Here is a 13,356-nt window from a genome sequence, read left to right on the forward strand (position 1 = left end):
AGCGATACCCAGCGATTTCCGTGGGGTAATTGCTGATGGTTAGCGCAAGCTCCACCCATCCTATGTTCTGCGATACGCCCGGCATCAGCGCAGCGAACATTCATGCAGGGCGTGGTACGCCGCAGGGTGATGGCGATCAGGCCTCAGGCACCGAACACTTCGCTCAGGTGCTGCTGGTAGCGCTCGACATCACCTTCGATGTTCGGGCGCTTCATCACGTCCACGCAGAGGAAGGTCGGCAGTGCGGTCATGCCGAGGAACTGGTTGGCCTTGTGGAAGGGGAAGTACACCGCGTCCACGCCCTTGCCCTCGAAGAAGTCGGTCGGGTCGTCGAAGGCTTGCTGCGGCGCGTTCCAGGTGGCCGAAATCATGTACTGCTTGCCGTGCAGCAGGCCACCGCTGCCGTACTTCTGCGAGGCATCGGAACGGGTGCGGCCGTCGTTGGCGTAGAGGCTGCCGTGGCCGGCGGTGAAGACTTCGTCAATGTACTGTTTCACCGTCCAGGGCGCGCCCATCCACCAGCCGGGCATCTGGTAGACGATGACATCGGCCCAGAGCATTTTCTGCACTTCTTCCTGGATGTCGTAGCCGCCGTCGATGAAGGTTTCCTTCACGTCGAAACCGGCATGGTCCAGGTGGGCGATGGCAGCTTCGTGCAGGGTGGCGTTGTAGCGGCCGTCGGAGTGGGCGAACTGTTTGCCGCCATTGATCAGCAGGATCTTTTTCATGAGTGGGCTCCGCAAGGGGATGGAAAGTCGATGGCGGCAGAATATCGAGCGCGGCAGGACGGAAAAACCCGCTTCCGGACAAATGATCCGTGCGTGAGATTCAAAAATGGAGTTGATTGATTTGCGTCAGGATTAGGCAATCCATCCACTCACCAGGAACGCCGATCCGATGTACGCCTTCATCCTCCAGGCCCACACCCGCCCCGAAAGATCCCAGGATTTCGAAGACCTGTTCCGTGCCTACCTCACGCCCAGCCGCGCCGAAGACGGCTGCGTGCAGTACCACATGCTGCGCGACGTGAACGACCCGACCCTGTTCACCTTCTTCGAGGTCTGGCAGAGCCGCGAACACCTGGCCATTCACACCGCGCTGCCGCACATGCGCGAGTTCCACGAGCGGCGCATGGAATACCTGCGCCGCGATTTCCACATCCAGGAAGTCGAGGTGATGGCGCCACGCTGACCGCCACTCAGGCCACCACCCGGTTGCGCCCAGCTTCCTTGGCCTTGTAGAGGTTGGCGTCCGCCGCGTCGATCAGCGCCTGGATGCTGTCTGCCGCGGTATCCGAGGTGCTGGCCACGCCGACGCTGATGGTCACGATACCGCGCGTGCTCTTCTCGTGCGGCAGCGCGGTTTCCTCCACCGAGCGGCGGATCGACTCGGCCACGCGTGCGGCAGCCGCACTGTCGCAACCGGGGAGGATCATCACGAACTCCTCGCCGCCGTAGCGGGCCGCCCCATCGTCCTCGCGCTGGCAGCCCTGGCCGACCAGGTGCGCCACGTTGATCAGCGCTAGGTCGCCGCGCGGGTGGCCGTAGTGGTCGTTGTAGGCCTTGAACTGGTCGATATCCATCATCAGTACCGCAAGGAGGCCGTCGCCGGCGCGCCGGCGCTGCCATTCGCGCTCGGCTTTCTCGTCGAACCAGCGACGGTTGTGCAGGCCGGTCAGCGGGTCGGTGCCGGCCTCGGCGCGCAGGCGGCTTTCCTTGGCGTCGCGTCGCCGCAGGTGCCGGGTCAGGCGATAGGCGAAGAACAGCGTCGCGGCGTTGATCGCCACCAGCAGTCCGCTGGTGATCCAGGTGCGCGCGGTCCAGGTGTTCAGGATCGCTTCACGGCACAGCTCCACCGAGACCACCGCCGGGTAGTCGCCGATGCGCCGGTAGCCGCGCCAGTAGGCGTCCGAGCTGCCGCCCTGCTGGCGGAAGTAGTCGTTGCGGCCGCTGTCGACGAACTCGCGGAAGGTGCCGACTTCTCCCTCGCTCGAACGCGGCAGTTCCGGCGGCCATTGGGCGAGCACCGTGCCGTCTAGCAGGCGGATCGAGACCACCCCGTGCTTGCCCAGGTCGAGGCCGCGCACGAAGGATTCCAGGTGTTGCAGCTCCTTGATCGCGGCGACCACGCCGACGAACTGGCCGTCCTTGTCGACCACCGCGCGGCTCAGCGCGGTACTGCTGGAGGAGCGTGGATAGGACGGCGTGAAGGGATGGCTGAGGAACAACCGGCCGGGGTTGTCACGCGCCATCGTGAAGTAGTCGCGCATGGACAGGTCGCGGTTCGACTCGCCGGCGTGGTTCAAGTCCACCAGCAATTGGCCGTGGGCGTCGGTCACCACCAGGGTGCCCGCGTGCATCGAGCCGGCGGCGTGGCCTTCGACCAGTTCTTGTAGAACTTGCTGGGAAAGGTCCGGCGTCGCCGGGCCGGTGATGACGTTGGAGAGCGTCAGCAGCGTCTGCGCGTGCACGTCCAGGTCGCGGTGGAACTCGCGCTCCACCAGCAGCAGGGTGTTCTTGCCGCTGGCGTGGGCGTAAGCCAGCGCATCCTGCTTCATCTGCAGCATGTGCCAGCCGGCCAGCAGCGAGGCGAGCACCGCCAGCAGGAAGGTGAGGCAGAAGACGCGAATCGGTTTGAGCACGGCGTACCTCCTGCATGGCTCGGTCGATGTTCAGGTACCTCAATTGTCCGATATGTCGGGCGGCATATAGCGGCAGTTCGAAGCCCCCTTGCCCCATGTCAGGCCGCCTGGCAATTTTCCGTGCGCGGCGAACCGCAACCTTTTCCGGGTTTTTCCGCCAACGGAACTCGAACGCGGCAGCCGCAGCCAAATGCCGAGAAATCACGCATCATTGAGCCCTTTTCGATCATCGGAGCCGTCCATGCCCAGCCAGTCGTTCCTTCTGCGCAGCCTGCTGTTGTCGCTCGGCCTGTGCGCCGCCGCTTCCGCCAGCGCAAGCGATCAGGATCAGCTGCTCGAAGCCATCAACGCCTACCGCGGGGATGTGCAGTCCTGCGCCGGCCAGGCGTCCCAGGTGCTGCCGCCGCTGTCGCCGGATTCGCGCCTGGCGCTACCGGCCTCGGCGGGTGAGTGGAAGGCCGCACTGAACCAGGCCGGCTATCCGATGAGCAGCGTGCGCATGCTCAGCCTCACCGGCCCGCGCGATGTGACGGCCGCCATGAAGGCGCTGCAGGAGAGCTTCTGCCAGGTGCTGCTGGACCCGCAGTTCGTCGATGTCGGCATCGTCCGCGAGGGCGATGACTGGCGCGTGCTGCTTGGCCGGCAGCTGGTACAGGCCAAGCTGGGCACCTGGGAGGCGGAAGGGCAACAGCTGCTGCAGGCGATCAACGCCGCGCGCGGCAAAGGCCGCCAGTGCGGCGGGCAGGCCTTCGGCCCGGCGGGCGCCCTGAGCTGGAACGCCACTCTGGGCGGCACCGCCGAAGCCCACAGCCGCGACATGGCCAACAACAACTACTTCGACCACAAGGGCCGCGACGGCAGCACGCCGGGCGACCGCGCGGAACTGGACGGCTATGCCGGCCAGCGCATCGGCGAGAACATCGCCGCCGGGCAGGGCAACGCGCAGAAGGTAGTGGACAGCTGGCTGGCCAGCCCCGGCCATTGCGCCAACCTGATGAACCCGCAGTACAGCGAACTGGGTGCGGCCTACGCGGCGGACCCGAAGAGCGACGCGGGCATCTACTGGACGGCCATGTTCGGTTCGCCCTGAGCCCTTATCGACCGCCGCTGACAGCGCCGGGCTCGCTGGCCTGGCGCTTCACCTTGGCCTCCAGGATGGCCGCCTCGATGGCCGCCAGCGTGCCTGATGCCGCCGGGCGTTCGAACACCTGGCTTTCGGCGAGCGTGGACACGCGCTCGCCGTCGTTCAGGGTGAACTCCACGAACCCCAGGTGCTCCGACCAGGAGCGATAGCGCCGCACCATGAACAGGCTGTGGCGGCTGCGTACCGAGCTGATTCTTTCCAGCGCGATCTGCCGGTGGCTTTGCTTGCCGCACAGCACCAGCTCGCCCTTGTCGATGAAGGCCGGTTCGGCTTGCGAAACCCGTCTCCACTCCACGGCAAAGCGCCAGCCGAGCAGCAGCAGGAACAGGGGCAGGCCGGAGAATACGCCGATGGCGCCGCTGAACATCTTGATCAGCGTGAAGGCGGCCATCGCCAGCAGAATCAGCAGGGTCATGGCGCGATAGAAATGGACGTTGTCGAATTCGGGCTGCGGCAAGAACCGGACATCCATGTGTTTTCTCCTGGGCGACTGCGAAACGTCCTTCAGCCAGACGTTTTAGCAGACTGGGCGGCGCCTGCCATGCGAGCCCGGTCACGACACCGACCGAATCGCCCAAAGAAAAACCGGCGCCTGGGCGCCGGTTTCTCGTGTGATGCGCGGGAGTCGCAACGACTTCCCCGCTGAACCTGCCTGTCAGTGAGCCTGGTTCAGGGTCAGGCGCATCTGGCGGTTCACATCCTTGTACAGCAGGTAGCGGAAGCGGCCGGGGCCACCGGAGTAGCAGGCCTGCGGGCAGAAGGCGCGCAGCCACATGAAGTCGCCGGCTTCCACCTCGACCCAGTCCTGGTTCAGGCGGTACACCGCCTTGCCTTCCAGCACGTACAGGCCGTGTTCCATCACGTGGGTCTCGGCGAACGGAATCACGCCGCCCGGCTCGAAGTTGACGATGTTCACGTGCATGTCATGGCGCATGTCGGCCATGTCGACGAAGCGGGTGGTGCTCCAGCGACCTTCGGTATCCGGCATCACCTTCGGCTCGATGTCCTGCTCGTTGGTGACGAAGGCTTCGGGCAGCGGTACGCCGTCGACTTTCTGGTAGTGCTTGCGGATCCAGTGGAAGCGGGTGTGCTGGCCGCTGGTGTTGCGCACCTTGTAGTCGGCGCCCGGCGGAATGAACGCATAGCCGCCCGGCTTCATGGTGTGCACTTCGCCCTGCAGGGTCAGGCTCAGCTCGCCCTCGACGATGAACAGCACCGCCTCGGCGTTGACGTCCTGCTCGGGCTTGTCGCTGCCGCCCTGGGGCGCCAGCTCGACGATGTACTGCGAGAAGGTTTCGGCGAAGCCCGACAGCGGGCGGGCGATGACCCACATGCGCATGTTGTCCCAGAAGGGCAGGTGGCTGGTGACGATGTCACGCATCACGCCCTTGGGGATCACGGCATAGGCTTCGGTGAACATGGCGCGGTCGGTGAGCAGCTCGGTCTGTGCCGGGTGCCCGCCGTGCGGCGCGTAATAAGTGGATTTGGCCATGGGGTGATTCCTCATTGTTGTCTTGCTGCCCGGCGCGTGCGGCGCCGTGGTGAGCAATGGGTGCAGAGCGGCGCGCTTGTCGGTGCGCTGGCCGTCGCTGGAGACCACGATATCCAGTGGCGTGTTCATGCACAAATTAAATGTTGGAATTCGCTGTATTCGATTTTCGAATGCTGTTCAGCCCTTCGTATCCTGCGCCAACACCCGCGACAGCACCCGCGCCAGTTCCTTCACCATCGGGTCCACCGCCGGCCGGTGCAGCATCGCCACCTCGAACACGTCCACCGAGGGTAGCCCGGTATTCTTCGGCAGCACCGCGTGCTCCGCCGTCACCGCGCGTTGCGGCAGCAGGCCGATGCCCATGCCGTCGGCAATGGCCGACTGGATGCCGGAGAGGCTCGAACTGGTGAAGCTGATGTGCCAGCGTCGGCCGATGGATTCCAGCGCGGCGATCATTTCGTCGCGGTACACCCCGCGCGGCGGGAAGGTCACGATGGGCAGCGGGTCCAGTTCGATGCAGGCGTTCTTCGCGCTATCCACCCAGCGCGTCTTCTCCGGCCAGCAGGCCACCGCCTCACGGGCGTTCTGCCGCTGCTTGAGCAGCACCAGGTCCAGCTCGCCGCGGTCGTAGCTGGCGGACAGGTCGCGGCTCAGCCCGCTGGTGACTTCCAGCTTCACCTGCGGATAGGCCCGGTTGAAGGCCGCCAACTGCTCGGTCGTTCGCCCGGTGGCGAAATCATCCGGCACGCCGATGCGCACCGTCAGCGCCACCGTCGCCCCGGACAGCGCCTCGACCATCTCGTCATTCAACGCCAGCAGCCGCCGCGCATAGCCCAGCAGGGTATCCCCGGCATCGGTGGGCAGCACATCGCGGTTGCCACGCTCCAGCAGCCGATGCCCGGCCATCTCTTCCAGCCGGCGGATCTTCTGGCTCACCGTCGACTGGGTCGAATGCAGCCGCGTCGCCGCCGTGGTGAAGCTGCCGCAATCGGCCACCGTGACGATGGCACGCAGCAGATCGAGGTCGAAGAGGCGGGTATTTGGTTTGTCACTGTCGCTCATGGCGGTATCGGTTTTTTGAATGCTGACGGTGCATTTAACCGTCCGGGCGCCGGACGGGCAATGTATCCATCACCTGTAGGAGCGAGCTTGCTCGCGAACGGAGCTTCCGGCGGCTCCGGCGTGGCGTGGTTCGCGAGCAAGAACTAGGCGTCCCCCTCGCTCCTACAAAAAGCAGGCAGAGCTGAGGGCTGGTTCGCGGGAGCAGGGTTCCCGGCCCTCCACCAATTCTCCTGCCGCGATCTAGACTCCAGAAGCTGACCATATCCGGGGGAGCCACACGGAGAGCGTCACCATGAACCGTCTACCGATATCCCTGCCGGTGCTGGCTGCGGTTGCCGCATTGTCCGGTTGCATGAGCAACGAAGAGTTCCTCGCCTCCAACCAGCAGGCCGCGATCAAGGCCACCGAGTCGCGGGCGAAGTTCGAGATGAACTGTGAGGCGGTGACCAGCAGCGTGCTGTCGAGCAAGGTCACCAGTGTGCGCCGGGCCATGGAGCGCACCGAGTACACCATTGGCGTGCGCGGCTGTAACAAGCAGGTGACCTACATCACCTACTGCCTGAATCCGGAAACCTGCAACGCCATCGCCGATACGGCGCGGATGGGGGCGCCATAAGTCTCGCCGGGATGGGAGGTTCGTGGTCCATCCTGGATTTAGTTTGTGCTACGTACGATGGCCTTCACGAATCGGCTGGGTAGCTGAATCTGGTGAGGGTCTTTGGCGTTGCCAACTCGGAAGGTGAATACGTCTCCCATCGACCAGACCACCTGTACATTCCTCAACTCGCACTCTGATGTGAGCGGCAAGTCTTTCGGTGGTGCGCCGTCGCAGTAGCCTTTTTCCAGCACGACACTCTGCGCCTCATAGTTGCCCAGTCCTAGATTTCGCACTACGCGGTCCGGCATTCCGGCCAAAACTCCGCTGTAGAAGGCGATAGCCAAGGCGAAGAATAGGGCGAAGTGAACAGCGTAAGTGAAACCGCCAAAGCTTCCAGCGGCGCACATGGCAGCGGCTAGGCAGGCCCCTAGGGGTATCAAGTAGACGGCCAGTGTTTTCAGATCGCCATTCTCGATTCCATCGATAAATTGAGCGGTATTGGCGATGACCGAGAAAGCCACGATACCCACCATCATTACTGGCACCCAGGCGCAGTAGGCGAAACGCAGAAATGTGCTCCTCGGGAGTTTGAGAGTCAGTTGGATGGCGATGCCGAACAGCAGGCACACGGCAATGGGCGCAAGAATGAGTGCCTTGATGTAGTGAGCAGGAAAGTGCAGAAGTATCGAGGACAGGATGATGGAGGTGAGGCTGTATGGGCCTGCATACATCAGCGACAGTAGACCAAATGCTTTGCGAAGCTCTCGCACTTCGTGCGGACCGAACCATCGGAGGATGGCGGCACGAATCTCCGGGCGATCGATGAAGCCATGGAAAATCACCAGTCCTGGCACCAGCAACCCAACCATCAGCAGCCCGATGATGAGAAAACCGACCATTCCGGCCCCCAGTAGCAGCGATGAAAACTGTAGTAGGTCGAAGCTTGGGTAGAAGTGGTTGGTATGGAAGTAGAGCAGGAAAAGCGCGAACCCCGCTGCTGGCGGGGCGAACTTGGCAATCTGCGCGGAGTAGCGCTTGAAGAAAACCGAACTGATCGCCGCGAATCGATCAATTGGGTCCTGCTCGGGCGCAGGTCGGTCACTCCATCTTTCCATATCGCTTCCTTGCACGACTGCTGGCTGAATGCCTGCATGGTAGGGAGCGATGCCAACACTGTCATCAGCTAGTGCGTAGTGGAGACAGAACTCAATCCAGCCAGCTATGCCACGCCAGGCGAATCGCGCCGTCCTGCAGGGGCAGCAAGGTGAGGTTCGGTGCCTGGCGCAGATCGGTGACCAGTTGGCTCCAGGCGGCGGAGTCGTCGCTGGGTTCGCGGCGCAGGGTGATGCCGAGGTTCTTCAGGGTGGTCGGGTCTGCCAGCAGGGCGTTCACGCGGGCGGACAGCTGATTGTAGGTTGCGGCGTGCATGGGAAGCCTCCAGGTCGGGATGGATGGAAAATACTGTATGTAAATACAGTATTTCTTGTAAAGGCCTGCGTGACCATCGGTAGGTGGGTTTCCGATGGGTGTGAAACCGGAAGGCTCTGGGACGGTGTCTTCAGTGGTGGGCGGCATTTGCCTAGGAGTTCAGGCCTGGAGCCGTAGAGTTGGGGGTTGGTCTGTCGCTATCGTTCTGAAAATGGAACGCTAGATCTGATTTTTGCCGTCTGGTGCATAAAGGGTGTCGAAATTAATCTTTGTTCCATGCAGTGACGCACTGCAAAACGAGTCCAAACCCTTTCCGGCAGCGCCGGCACCCACTGAAAGCAAATCGAGGATTTCACCATGACCAACGCYACCTACAACCGCCTGGAYAAAGACAACGCCGCCGTACTGCTGGTCGAYCACCAGGCCGGTCTGCTCTCGCTGGTYCGCGATATCGATCCGGACAAGTTCAAGAACAACGTGCTGGCGCTGGGCGACCTGGCGAAGTTCTTCAAYCTGCCGACCATCCTCACCACCAGCTTCGAAACCGGCCCCAACGGCCCGCTGGTTCCCGAGCTGAAAGCGCAGTTCCCGGACGCSCCGTACATYGCCCGTCCYGGCCAGATCAACGCCTGGGACAACGAGGACTTCGTSAARGCRGTGAAGGCCACCGGCAAGAAGCARCTGATCATCGCCGGCGTGGTGACCGAGGTGTGCGTGGCGTTCCCGGCGCTGTCGGCCCTGGCGGAAGGYTTCGAYGTGTTCGTGGTGGCGGATGCYTCCGGYACCTTCAACGAGATGACCCGCGACGCCGCCTGGCGCCGGATGGAAGCGGCCGGTGCGCAGCTGATGACCTGGTTCGGCGTGGCYTGTGAGCTGCACCGCGACTGGCGCAACGATATCGAAGGGCTGGCGGCGCTGTGTTCGAATCACATTCCGGATTACCGGAATCTGATGACCAGCTACAACGCGCTGACTGCGGGCAAGTAACAGCTCGCTGATATGAAAAACCGGAGCCTCGAAAGGGGCTCCGGTTTTTTGCTTTTTGTAGGAGCGAGGGGGACGCCTAGTTCTTGCTCGCGAACCTGCTGTGGCACGATGCGTACTCGTAGGAGCGGACTTCGTCCGCGATGTGTCTGCCTCGCGCCTTGGTTTCCCGCGTCGCATCGGCGTGCGCTTGGACTTCTCGTTTCGCCCCCTCGGGCGACCCACTTTGGCAAACGACCCAAAGTGGGCAAAGGTCTTGCCCCGGACATCCGGTTTTTCGCTTAGGCGAAAAATTCCCTCGTYGAATCGAAGTTTCAGGGGCACGCCGCGAAGGGCCATCCCTGGCCCATCGCGGCTCTCGCGGCATCCATGCCGCTCAACCCCTGAAACTCCAATTCAACGAGGCCTCCTGAACGGGGCACTCGGAGTACGTGGGTGTTTCTCTGGAAGACTTATCAAGCCAGAGCCGAATCGCAAGCTCGCGAAACACCTCCGACTGACCGTACAAAAGCCATTACCGGGCGCCGGCAGAGTGCGGTTCGCGAGCAAGCTCGCTCCTACAAAGTTGCCGGCTTCGGCCCCGGCTCTCGCTTTGGCTTTTGTGAGTCTTCCAGAGAAACTCCCGCGCACTCCGAACTGCCCCTTTCAGGAGGCCGAAGGTGATCGGAGTTTCAGGGGTTGAGCGACATGGATGTCGCGAGAGCGGCGATGGGCCAGGGACGGCCCTTCGCCGCGGGCCCCTGAAACTCCGAAGAACCGAGGGTACTTTTCGCGAAGCGAAAAGCCGGATGTAGGGGCAAGCCCTTTGGTTACTTTCTGGCGTTTGAGAAAGTAACTCGCCCGAGGGGGCGAAACAAAAAGCCCGCGCGCACGCCGGCGCGAGGCGGGAAACAAAGGTGCTAGGCAGACACATCGCGGACGGAGTCCGCTCCTACGAAAGACCAGCGCAGCGAAGGGAAGAGCAGAGCTATGGGTATCGCTCCGCTCCACGCCATCCTACTCACCACCCTCCAACCGACCACTCAACTCCGGCCATTGCCGATACGGCACCCACAACACACCTTGCCACTTCAACACCGACAACGACTCCGTCGGCCCGCGCAGCATTTCCCGCCTTGGCTCGCCACGATCACTGCGATGCTGATCGCGCAACGTCGGAATCACCTGCTGCGACAACCACTGCCGCACGCTGCGATTCTCCGGATGGAAGAGGTGAATCAACGCCGCATACACCGCCGACTCGCTGATCAGCAGCTCATCGACCTAATCGCCGCTGCCATCGCGCACCCAGGCGCGGCGGAACTGATCGTCGTCCAGGTTGCGCTCCACGCGCTCGGCCAGATAGGGCGAGCCGATCAGCCGGCCCAGATCGTGGGCGCAGAACCAGCACTGGTCTTCCAGCAGCACAGCGCGCAGCAGGCGCTTGTGGCGGATGAATTCGGTGGGGATCAGGACCTCTTCAGACATGGCGCACCTCCGGGAAGGAGGGCGAAGAGGGCGGGTACAGCGAAGCACCTTCGGGGCGAAGGCTGGGGGTGATAGGCATATCCATTACCTCTACGTGATTTTGGCCAGCTTTCTTAGGGCTGGGTGCCGGGAGCTAAGAAACCCCACGTAGAGGGCCGGACGTATTCCCCTTCCGGGTCTTGTATTAGCCCACTCCCGACGTCGCAGAGGTTTTTCGAGGACGAATGAATCCAGCGTGCTCGAAAAAGCCGCTTAACTTTCGGGAGCGGTCAGGCCGCTACGTGACAGGCGTTTCTTAGGCGCCGGCGGCGAGATTATGAGCTTGAGTGATTAAGGTCAAGCGTCACGAGATAGCTATCAGTTCAAGTTGATTTGCAGCTTATCAATTATCTCGTTAATCAAAATGAAGAAATCTTCGTGAATTTCATCCGCTCGCATCTCGTTTGCAATTGCGTATTTGTCTATCCCGAATGCAGTTTGAATGCTGTTCTGGTGCTCTGACATGACGGTCTTGGCACGGCAGTCTAATAGTGCTTCGGGTTCGTTTTCCTGCCGGACTATTCTACCGCCAATATTTATCGCAAAATTCTCTGATACGTGATTGATAATCTCGTCAGCAGTTCGATTAGCAGCCCTAGCTATTGCATCTGGATGTAGTAAATATCCTTCAATATAGCGTCTTCGCCATTTTTTGAAGAATAATCGGGTCTCGTTCGTAGGGTCGCCGTAAATATTGTCATTAAGATCGTTGTATCTAATGGTGCCGAGTTCTTCGTTGTCTCTGTCGTTCAAACTAATTCCACGAAGCTGTGGAATTTCAATGATCAACTGATTGAAGAGATGCTTGCGTTCTGATCCTCTCGAAACCCAGGGCCATACAACTAGCTTTGACTTAAGATCTATTCCTAGCTTTTCAGCTGCCTTGAAGATGGTTGTAGCGTCTGATTGGTTTTCTACAAAAAGGATTTTCTTGATTTTTTTTGTATTGTCTAGCAGTGGGTAATAATCGCTTCCGATACCAGAGAGTGAGCTTATCTTTCCTTGGTCATCGCGAAGGTATTTTGTGCTGTTATTTGTTATTGATAAAATTCTTTCGGCTGGATGGGCTTTTATTAATTCTGGTGAGTGAGTGCTAAAGAATATTTGCTTTCCTGTTGTTTGAGATACCTTTTCGAGTTGCTTTATTATTTCATGCTGCAAGGTTGGATGAAGGTGTGCGTCTGGCTCATCCAGTAATACCATGTCGATTTCAGGGGAGAGGGCGAAGGTAAATACGCTCAGCCACTGTAGAAATCCACTTCCTTCCGCTGTCAAGTCCCGAACGCTGTAACTTGGGTATCTGACAAATTTGCCAGCCTCGTTGAAATTTCCCTTGTGAGTTGTGAGCCTTATATAGGTGTGGTAGGCATCATTGTATGGATTTATGGTTATCTCGGTTTTGAAAACCTCCTTTACGATGGTTGATAAAAGCTCCCACGGATCTGTGTTTCGTAGTTGCTGAAGTTGGGCGCGGGATATTCTTCTGTTGTTATCCTTGAGTTGGGACCGTTTTTCTTGATTTTTGTTGTAGATGTTCAGAAGAATTGATCTTATGGTCGCTCCGGGTAGGCCTTGGCCTATCAAGCGACGCTGTTGTGCGGGGCTGGATTTTTGCTCTTTTATTGTGATCCCTGCAAATGGAGGGATATATATTATGTTTGGGGTTCTTTCGTCTCCTCTGACATTGGTTGATTTTGTTTTTATAAAAATTCGGTCGTTAGCTAGTGATAGAGCTATGGTTAAATGTTTTTCTTGATTTTCAAAGCTCCAGTCAACTCTGATCCAGAGGGTGTATCCATCTTGTTCATCTATGCGCTGTGGGTTTAAATTTGTCCACAAGTGCTTTAAAGATGAAATATTAAGTACTAAGAATTCGTCGCTTCCCATTCCAAGGCCTTGCCCCGCATATCCTATACGTATGCTCTGGGGGCCTTTTTCCATTTCAAGAACTGTTTTGCAGAACTCCCATACTGCAAATGCTTGCAGTACGGTGGTCTTTCCAGAGTTATTTGCACCTGCGACCAGTGATAGTCCGGAGTTTATCGAGATGGACTTTTCCCTGTATTTTTTAAAGCGATGTAGGGTGATATTGGTTATTTGCATTTTATGCCCTAATAAAAAAGCCCCGCACAAGGCGGGGCTTTTCGTCTTTCTAATCACTGCCCCAAAAATCCGTTTCGAGTATCAGCGTTTCTAATGGTCTTGACTTGCGGTCTTGCTACTACCATGCCTTAGCGTTAAGTTCTGTACCATGGAGGACATAAAACAATGAGTTACATCAAGGGATGATTTGAATGGGCGGTTGCAGAAGCTGAGTGCAACACGGTTACTGGATTGAAGCAGGTGCATCATGCTGCAACGCCACTACCTCTGTCATGACCTCAATCGGGCATTTCCAATTGAAGCGCTTGCGCGGTCGGATGTTCAGTTCGTAGGCAATGGCATCCAACTGCTCCTGGCTGTACACCGACAAGTCCGTGCCCTTGGGCAGGTACTGGCGG

The 13,356-nt window shown here is 59.7% G+C and carries 13 protein-coding genes and 1 pseudogene; 4 read left to right on the forward strand and 10 right to left on the reverse strand.

Annotation, left to right across the window (positions count from 1 at the left end; translation table 11 throughout):
• Positions 1 to 143: 143 nt before the first annotated feature.
• Positions 144 to 728: an NAD(P)H-dependent oxidoreductase gene (locus tag A9513_RS30425; protein ID WP_024763108.1), complete on the reverse strand. Its 585-nt coding sequence runs from the start codon at positions 726 to 728 to the stop codon at positions 144 to 146.
• Between the two features lie 169 nt (positions 729 to 897).
• Between A9513_RS30425 and A9513_RS30430 the strand changes: the two genes are divergently transcribed.
• Positions 898 to 1,191, forward strand: coding sequence for a putative quinol monooxygenase (locus tag A9513_RS30430; protein ID WP_024763109.1), 294 nt, complete (start codon positions 898 to 900; stop codon positions 1,189 to 1,191).
• A gap of 7 nt (positions 1,192 to 1,198) precedes the next feature.
• Here the strand turns inward: A9513_RS30430 and A9513_RS30435 are convergent, their stop codons facing one another.
• The gene (locus A9513_RS30435; protein ID WP_065086355.1) at positions 1,199 to 2,641 is read right to left on the reverse strand and encodes a diguanylate cyclase; all 1,443 of its coding nucleotides are present in this window, start codon (positions 2,639 to 2,641) and stop codon (positions 1,199 to 1,201) included.
• A 241-nt stretch (positions 2,642 to 2,882) separates the two neighbouring features.
• Here A9513_RS30435 and A9513_RS30440 point away from each other — a divergent pair, with 241 nt between their 5' ends.
• The gene (locus tag A9513_RS30440; protein ID WP_024763111.1) at positions 2,883 to 3,731 is read left to right on the forward strand and encodes a CAP domain-containing protein; all 849 of its coding nucleotides are present in this window, start codon (positions 2,883 to 2,885) and stop codon (positions 3,729 to 3,731) included.
• 4 nt (positions 3,732 to 3,735) lie between these two features.
• Here the strand turns inward: A9513_RS30440 and A9513_RS30445 are convergent, their stop codons facing one another.
• From A9513_RS30445 to A9513_RS30455, 3 genes are all read right to left on the reverse strand, one after another.
• Positions 3,736 to 4,257 (reverse strand): hypothetical protein, encoded by a 522-nt coding sequence (locus A9513_RS30445; RefSeq protein WP_065086356.1) that lies wholly within the window; start codon positions 4,255 to 4,257, stop codon positions 3,736 to 3,738.
• A gap of 183 nt (positions 4,258 to 4,440) precedes the next feature.
• Positions 4,441 to 5,277, reverse strand: coding sequence for a bifunctional allantoicase/(S)-ureidoglycine aminohydrolase (locus tag A9513_RS30450; protein ID WP_024763113.1), 837 nt, complete (start codon positions 5,275 to 5,277; stop codon positions 4,441 to 4,443).
• A 177-nt stretch (positions 5,278 to 5,454) separates the two neighbouring features.
• Positions 5,455 to 6,339: a LysR family transcriptional regulator gene (locus tag A9513_RS30455; RefSeq protein ID WP_024763114.1), complete on the reverse strand. Its 885-nt coding sequence runs from the start codon at positions 6,337 to 6,339 to the stop codon at positions 5,455 to 5,457.
• Positions 6,340 to 6,631: 292 nt separating this feature from the next.
• Here A9513_RS30455 and A9513_RS30460 point away from each other — a divergent pair, with 292 nt between their 5' ends.
• Positions 6,632 to 6,955: a hypothetical protein gene (locus A9513_RS30460; protein ID WP_037014990.1), complete on the forward strand. Its 324-nt coding sequence runs from the start codon at positions 6,632 to 6,634 to the stop codon at positions 6,953 to 6,955.
• 38 nt (positions 6,956 to 6,993) lie between these two features.
• Here the strand turns inward: A9513_RS30460 and A9513_RS30465 are convergent, their stop codons facing one another.
• Together A9513_RS30465 and A9513_RS30470 are read right to left on the reverse strand one after the other, a co-directional pair.
• On the reverse strand, positions 6,994 to 8,052 hold the full coding sequence (locus tag A9513_RS30465; RefSeq protein WP_065086357.1) for a hypothetical protein: 1,059 nt from the start codon (positions 8,050 to 8,052) through the stop codon (positions 6,994 to 6,996).
• Between the two features lie 91 nt (positions 8,053 to 8,143).
• Positions 8,144 to 8,365, reverse strand: a complete 222-nt coding sequence (locus tag A9513_RS30470) for a DUF1654 domain-containing protein (RefSeq protein WP_024763117.1) — start codon at positions 8,363 to 8,365, stop codon at positions 8,144 to 8,146.
• A gap of 357 nt (positions 8,366 to 8,722) precedes the next feature.
• On the opposite strand from A9513_RS30470, the gene ycaC reads away from it, so the two are divergent.
• Positions 8,723 to 9,352 (forward strand): isochorismate family cysteine hydrolase YcaC, encoded by a 630-nt coding sequence (ycaC, locus tag A9513_RS30475; RefSeq protein WP_045214256.1) that lies wholly within the window; start codon positions 8,723 to 8,725, stop codon positions 9,350 to 9,352.
• 1,260 nt (positions 9,353 to 10,612) lie between these two features.
• Here the strand turns inward: ycaC and A9513_RS36685 are convergent.
• The 3 genes and pseudogenes from A9513_RS36685 to A9513_RS35890 form a co-directional block, all read right to left on the reverse strand.
• Positions 10,613 to 10,816 carry a hypothetical protein gene (locus tag A9513_RS36685; protein ID WP_255302907.1) on the reverse strand — a complete coding sequence of 68 codons (204 nt, stop codon included), beginning with the start codon at positions 10,814 to 10,816 and terminating at the stop codon, positions 10,613 to 10,615.
• Between the two features lie 357 nt (positions 10,817 to 11,173).
• A complete protein-coding gene (locus tag A9513_RS30485) occupies positions 11,174 to 13,015 on the reverse strand; it encodes an ATP-dependent endonuclease (protein WP_176707300.1) in 1,842 nt (613 codons plus the stop codon).
• Positions 13,016 to 13,181: 166 nt separating this feature from the next.
• Positions 13,182 to 13,356: pseudogene (locus A9513_RS35890) on the reverse strand (IS30 family transposase); the annotation flags it as partial.

Origin of the sequence: Pseudomonas sp. AU12215, from assembly GCF_001675465.2 — a bacterium.
Lineage (GTDB): Bacteria > Pseudomonadota > Gammaproteobacteria > Pseudomonadales > Pseudomonadaceae > Pseudomonas > Pseudomonas nitroreducens.

What these genes read in the sequence shown, in the direction of transcription:
- A9513_RS30425 (WP_024763108.1), bottom strand. Translation starts at nt 728, where the DNA reads ATGAAAAAGATCCTGCTGATCAATGGCGGCAAACAGTTCGCCCACTCC.
- A9513_RS30430 (WP_024763109.1), top strand. Translation starts at nt 898, where the DNA reads ATGTACGCCTTCATCCTCCAGGCCCACACCCGCCCCGAAAGATCCCAG.
- A9513_RS30440 (WP_024763111.1), top strand. Translation starts at nt 2,883, where the DNA reads ATGCCCAGCCAGTCGTTCCTTCTGCGCAGCCTGCTGTTGTCGCTCGGC.
- A9513_RS30445 (WP_065086356.1), bottom strand. Translation starts at nt 4,257, where the DNA reads ATGGATGTCCGGTTCTTGCCGCAGCCCGAATTCGACAACGTCCATTTC.
- A9513_RS30450 (WP_024763113.1), bottom strand. Translation starts at nt 5,277, where the DNA reads ATGGCCAAATCCACTTATTACGCGCCGCACGGCGGGCACCCGGCACAG.
- A9513_RS30455 (WP_024763114.1), bottom strand. Translation starts at nt 6,339, where the DNA reads ATGAGCGACAGTGACAAACCAAATACCCGCCTCTTCGACCTCGATCTG.
- A9513_RS30460 (WP_037014990.1), top strand. Translation starts at nt 6,632, where the DNA reads ATGAACCGTCTACCGATATCCCTGCCGGTGCTGGCTGCGGTTGCCGCA.
- A9513_RS30465 (WP_065086357.1), bottom strand. Translation starts at nt 8,052, where the DNA reads ATGGAAAGATGGAGTGACCGACCTGCGCCCGAGCAGGACCCAATTGAT.
- A9513_RS30470 (WP_024763117.1), bottom strand. Translation starts at nt 8,365, where the DNA reads ATGCACGCCGCAACCTACAATCAGCTGTCCGCCCGCGTGAACGCCCTG.
- A9513_RS36685 (WP_255302907.1), bottom strand. Translation starts at nt 10,816, where the DNA reads ATGTCTGAAGAGGTCCTGATCCCCACCGAATTCATCCGCCACAAGCGC.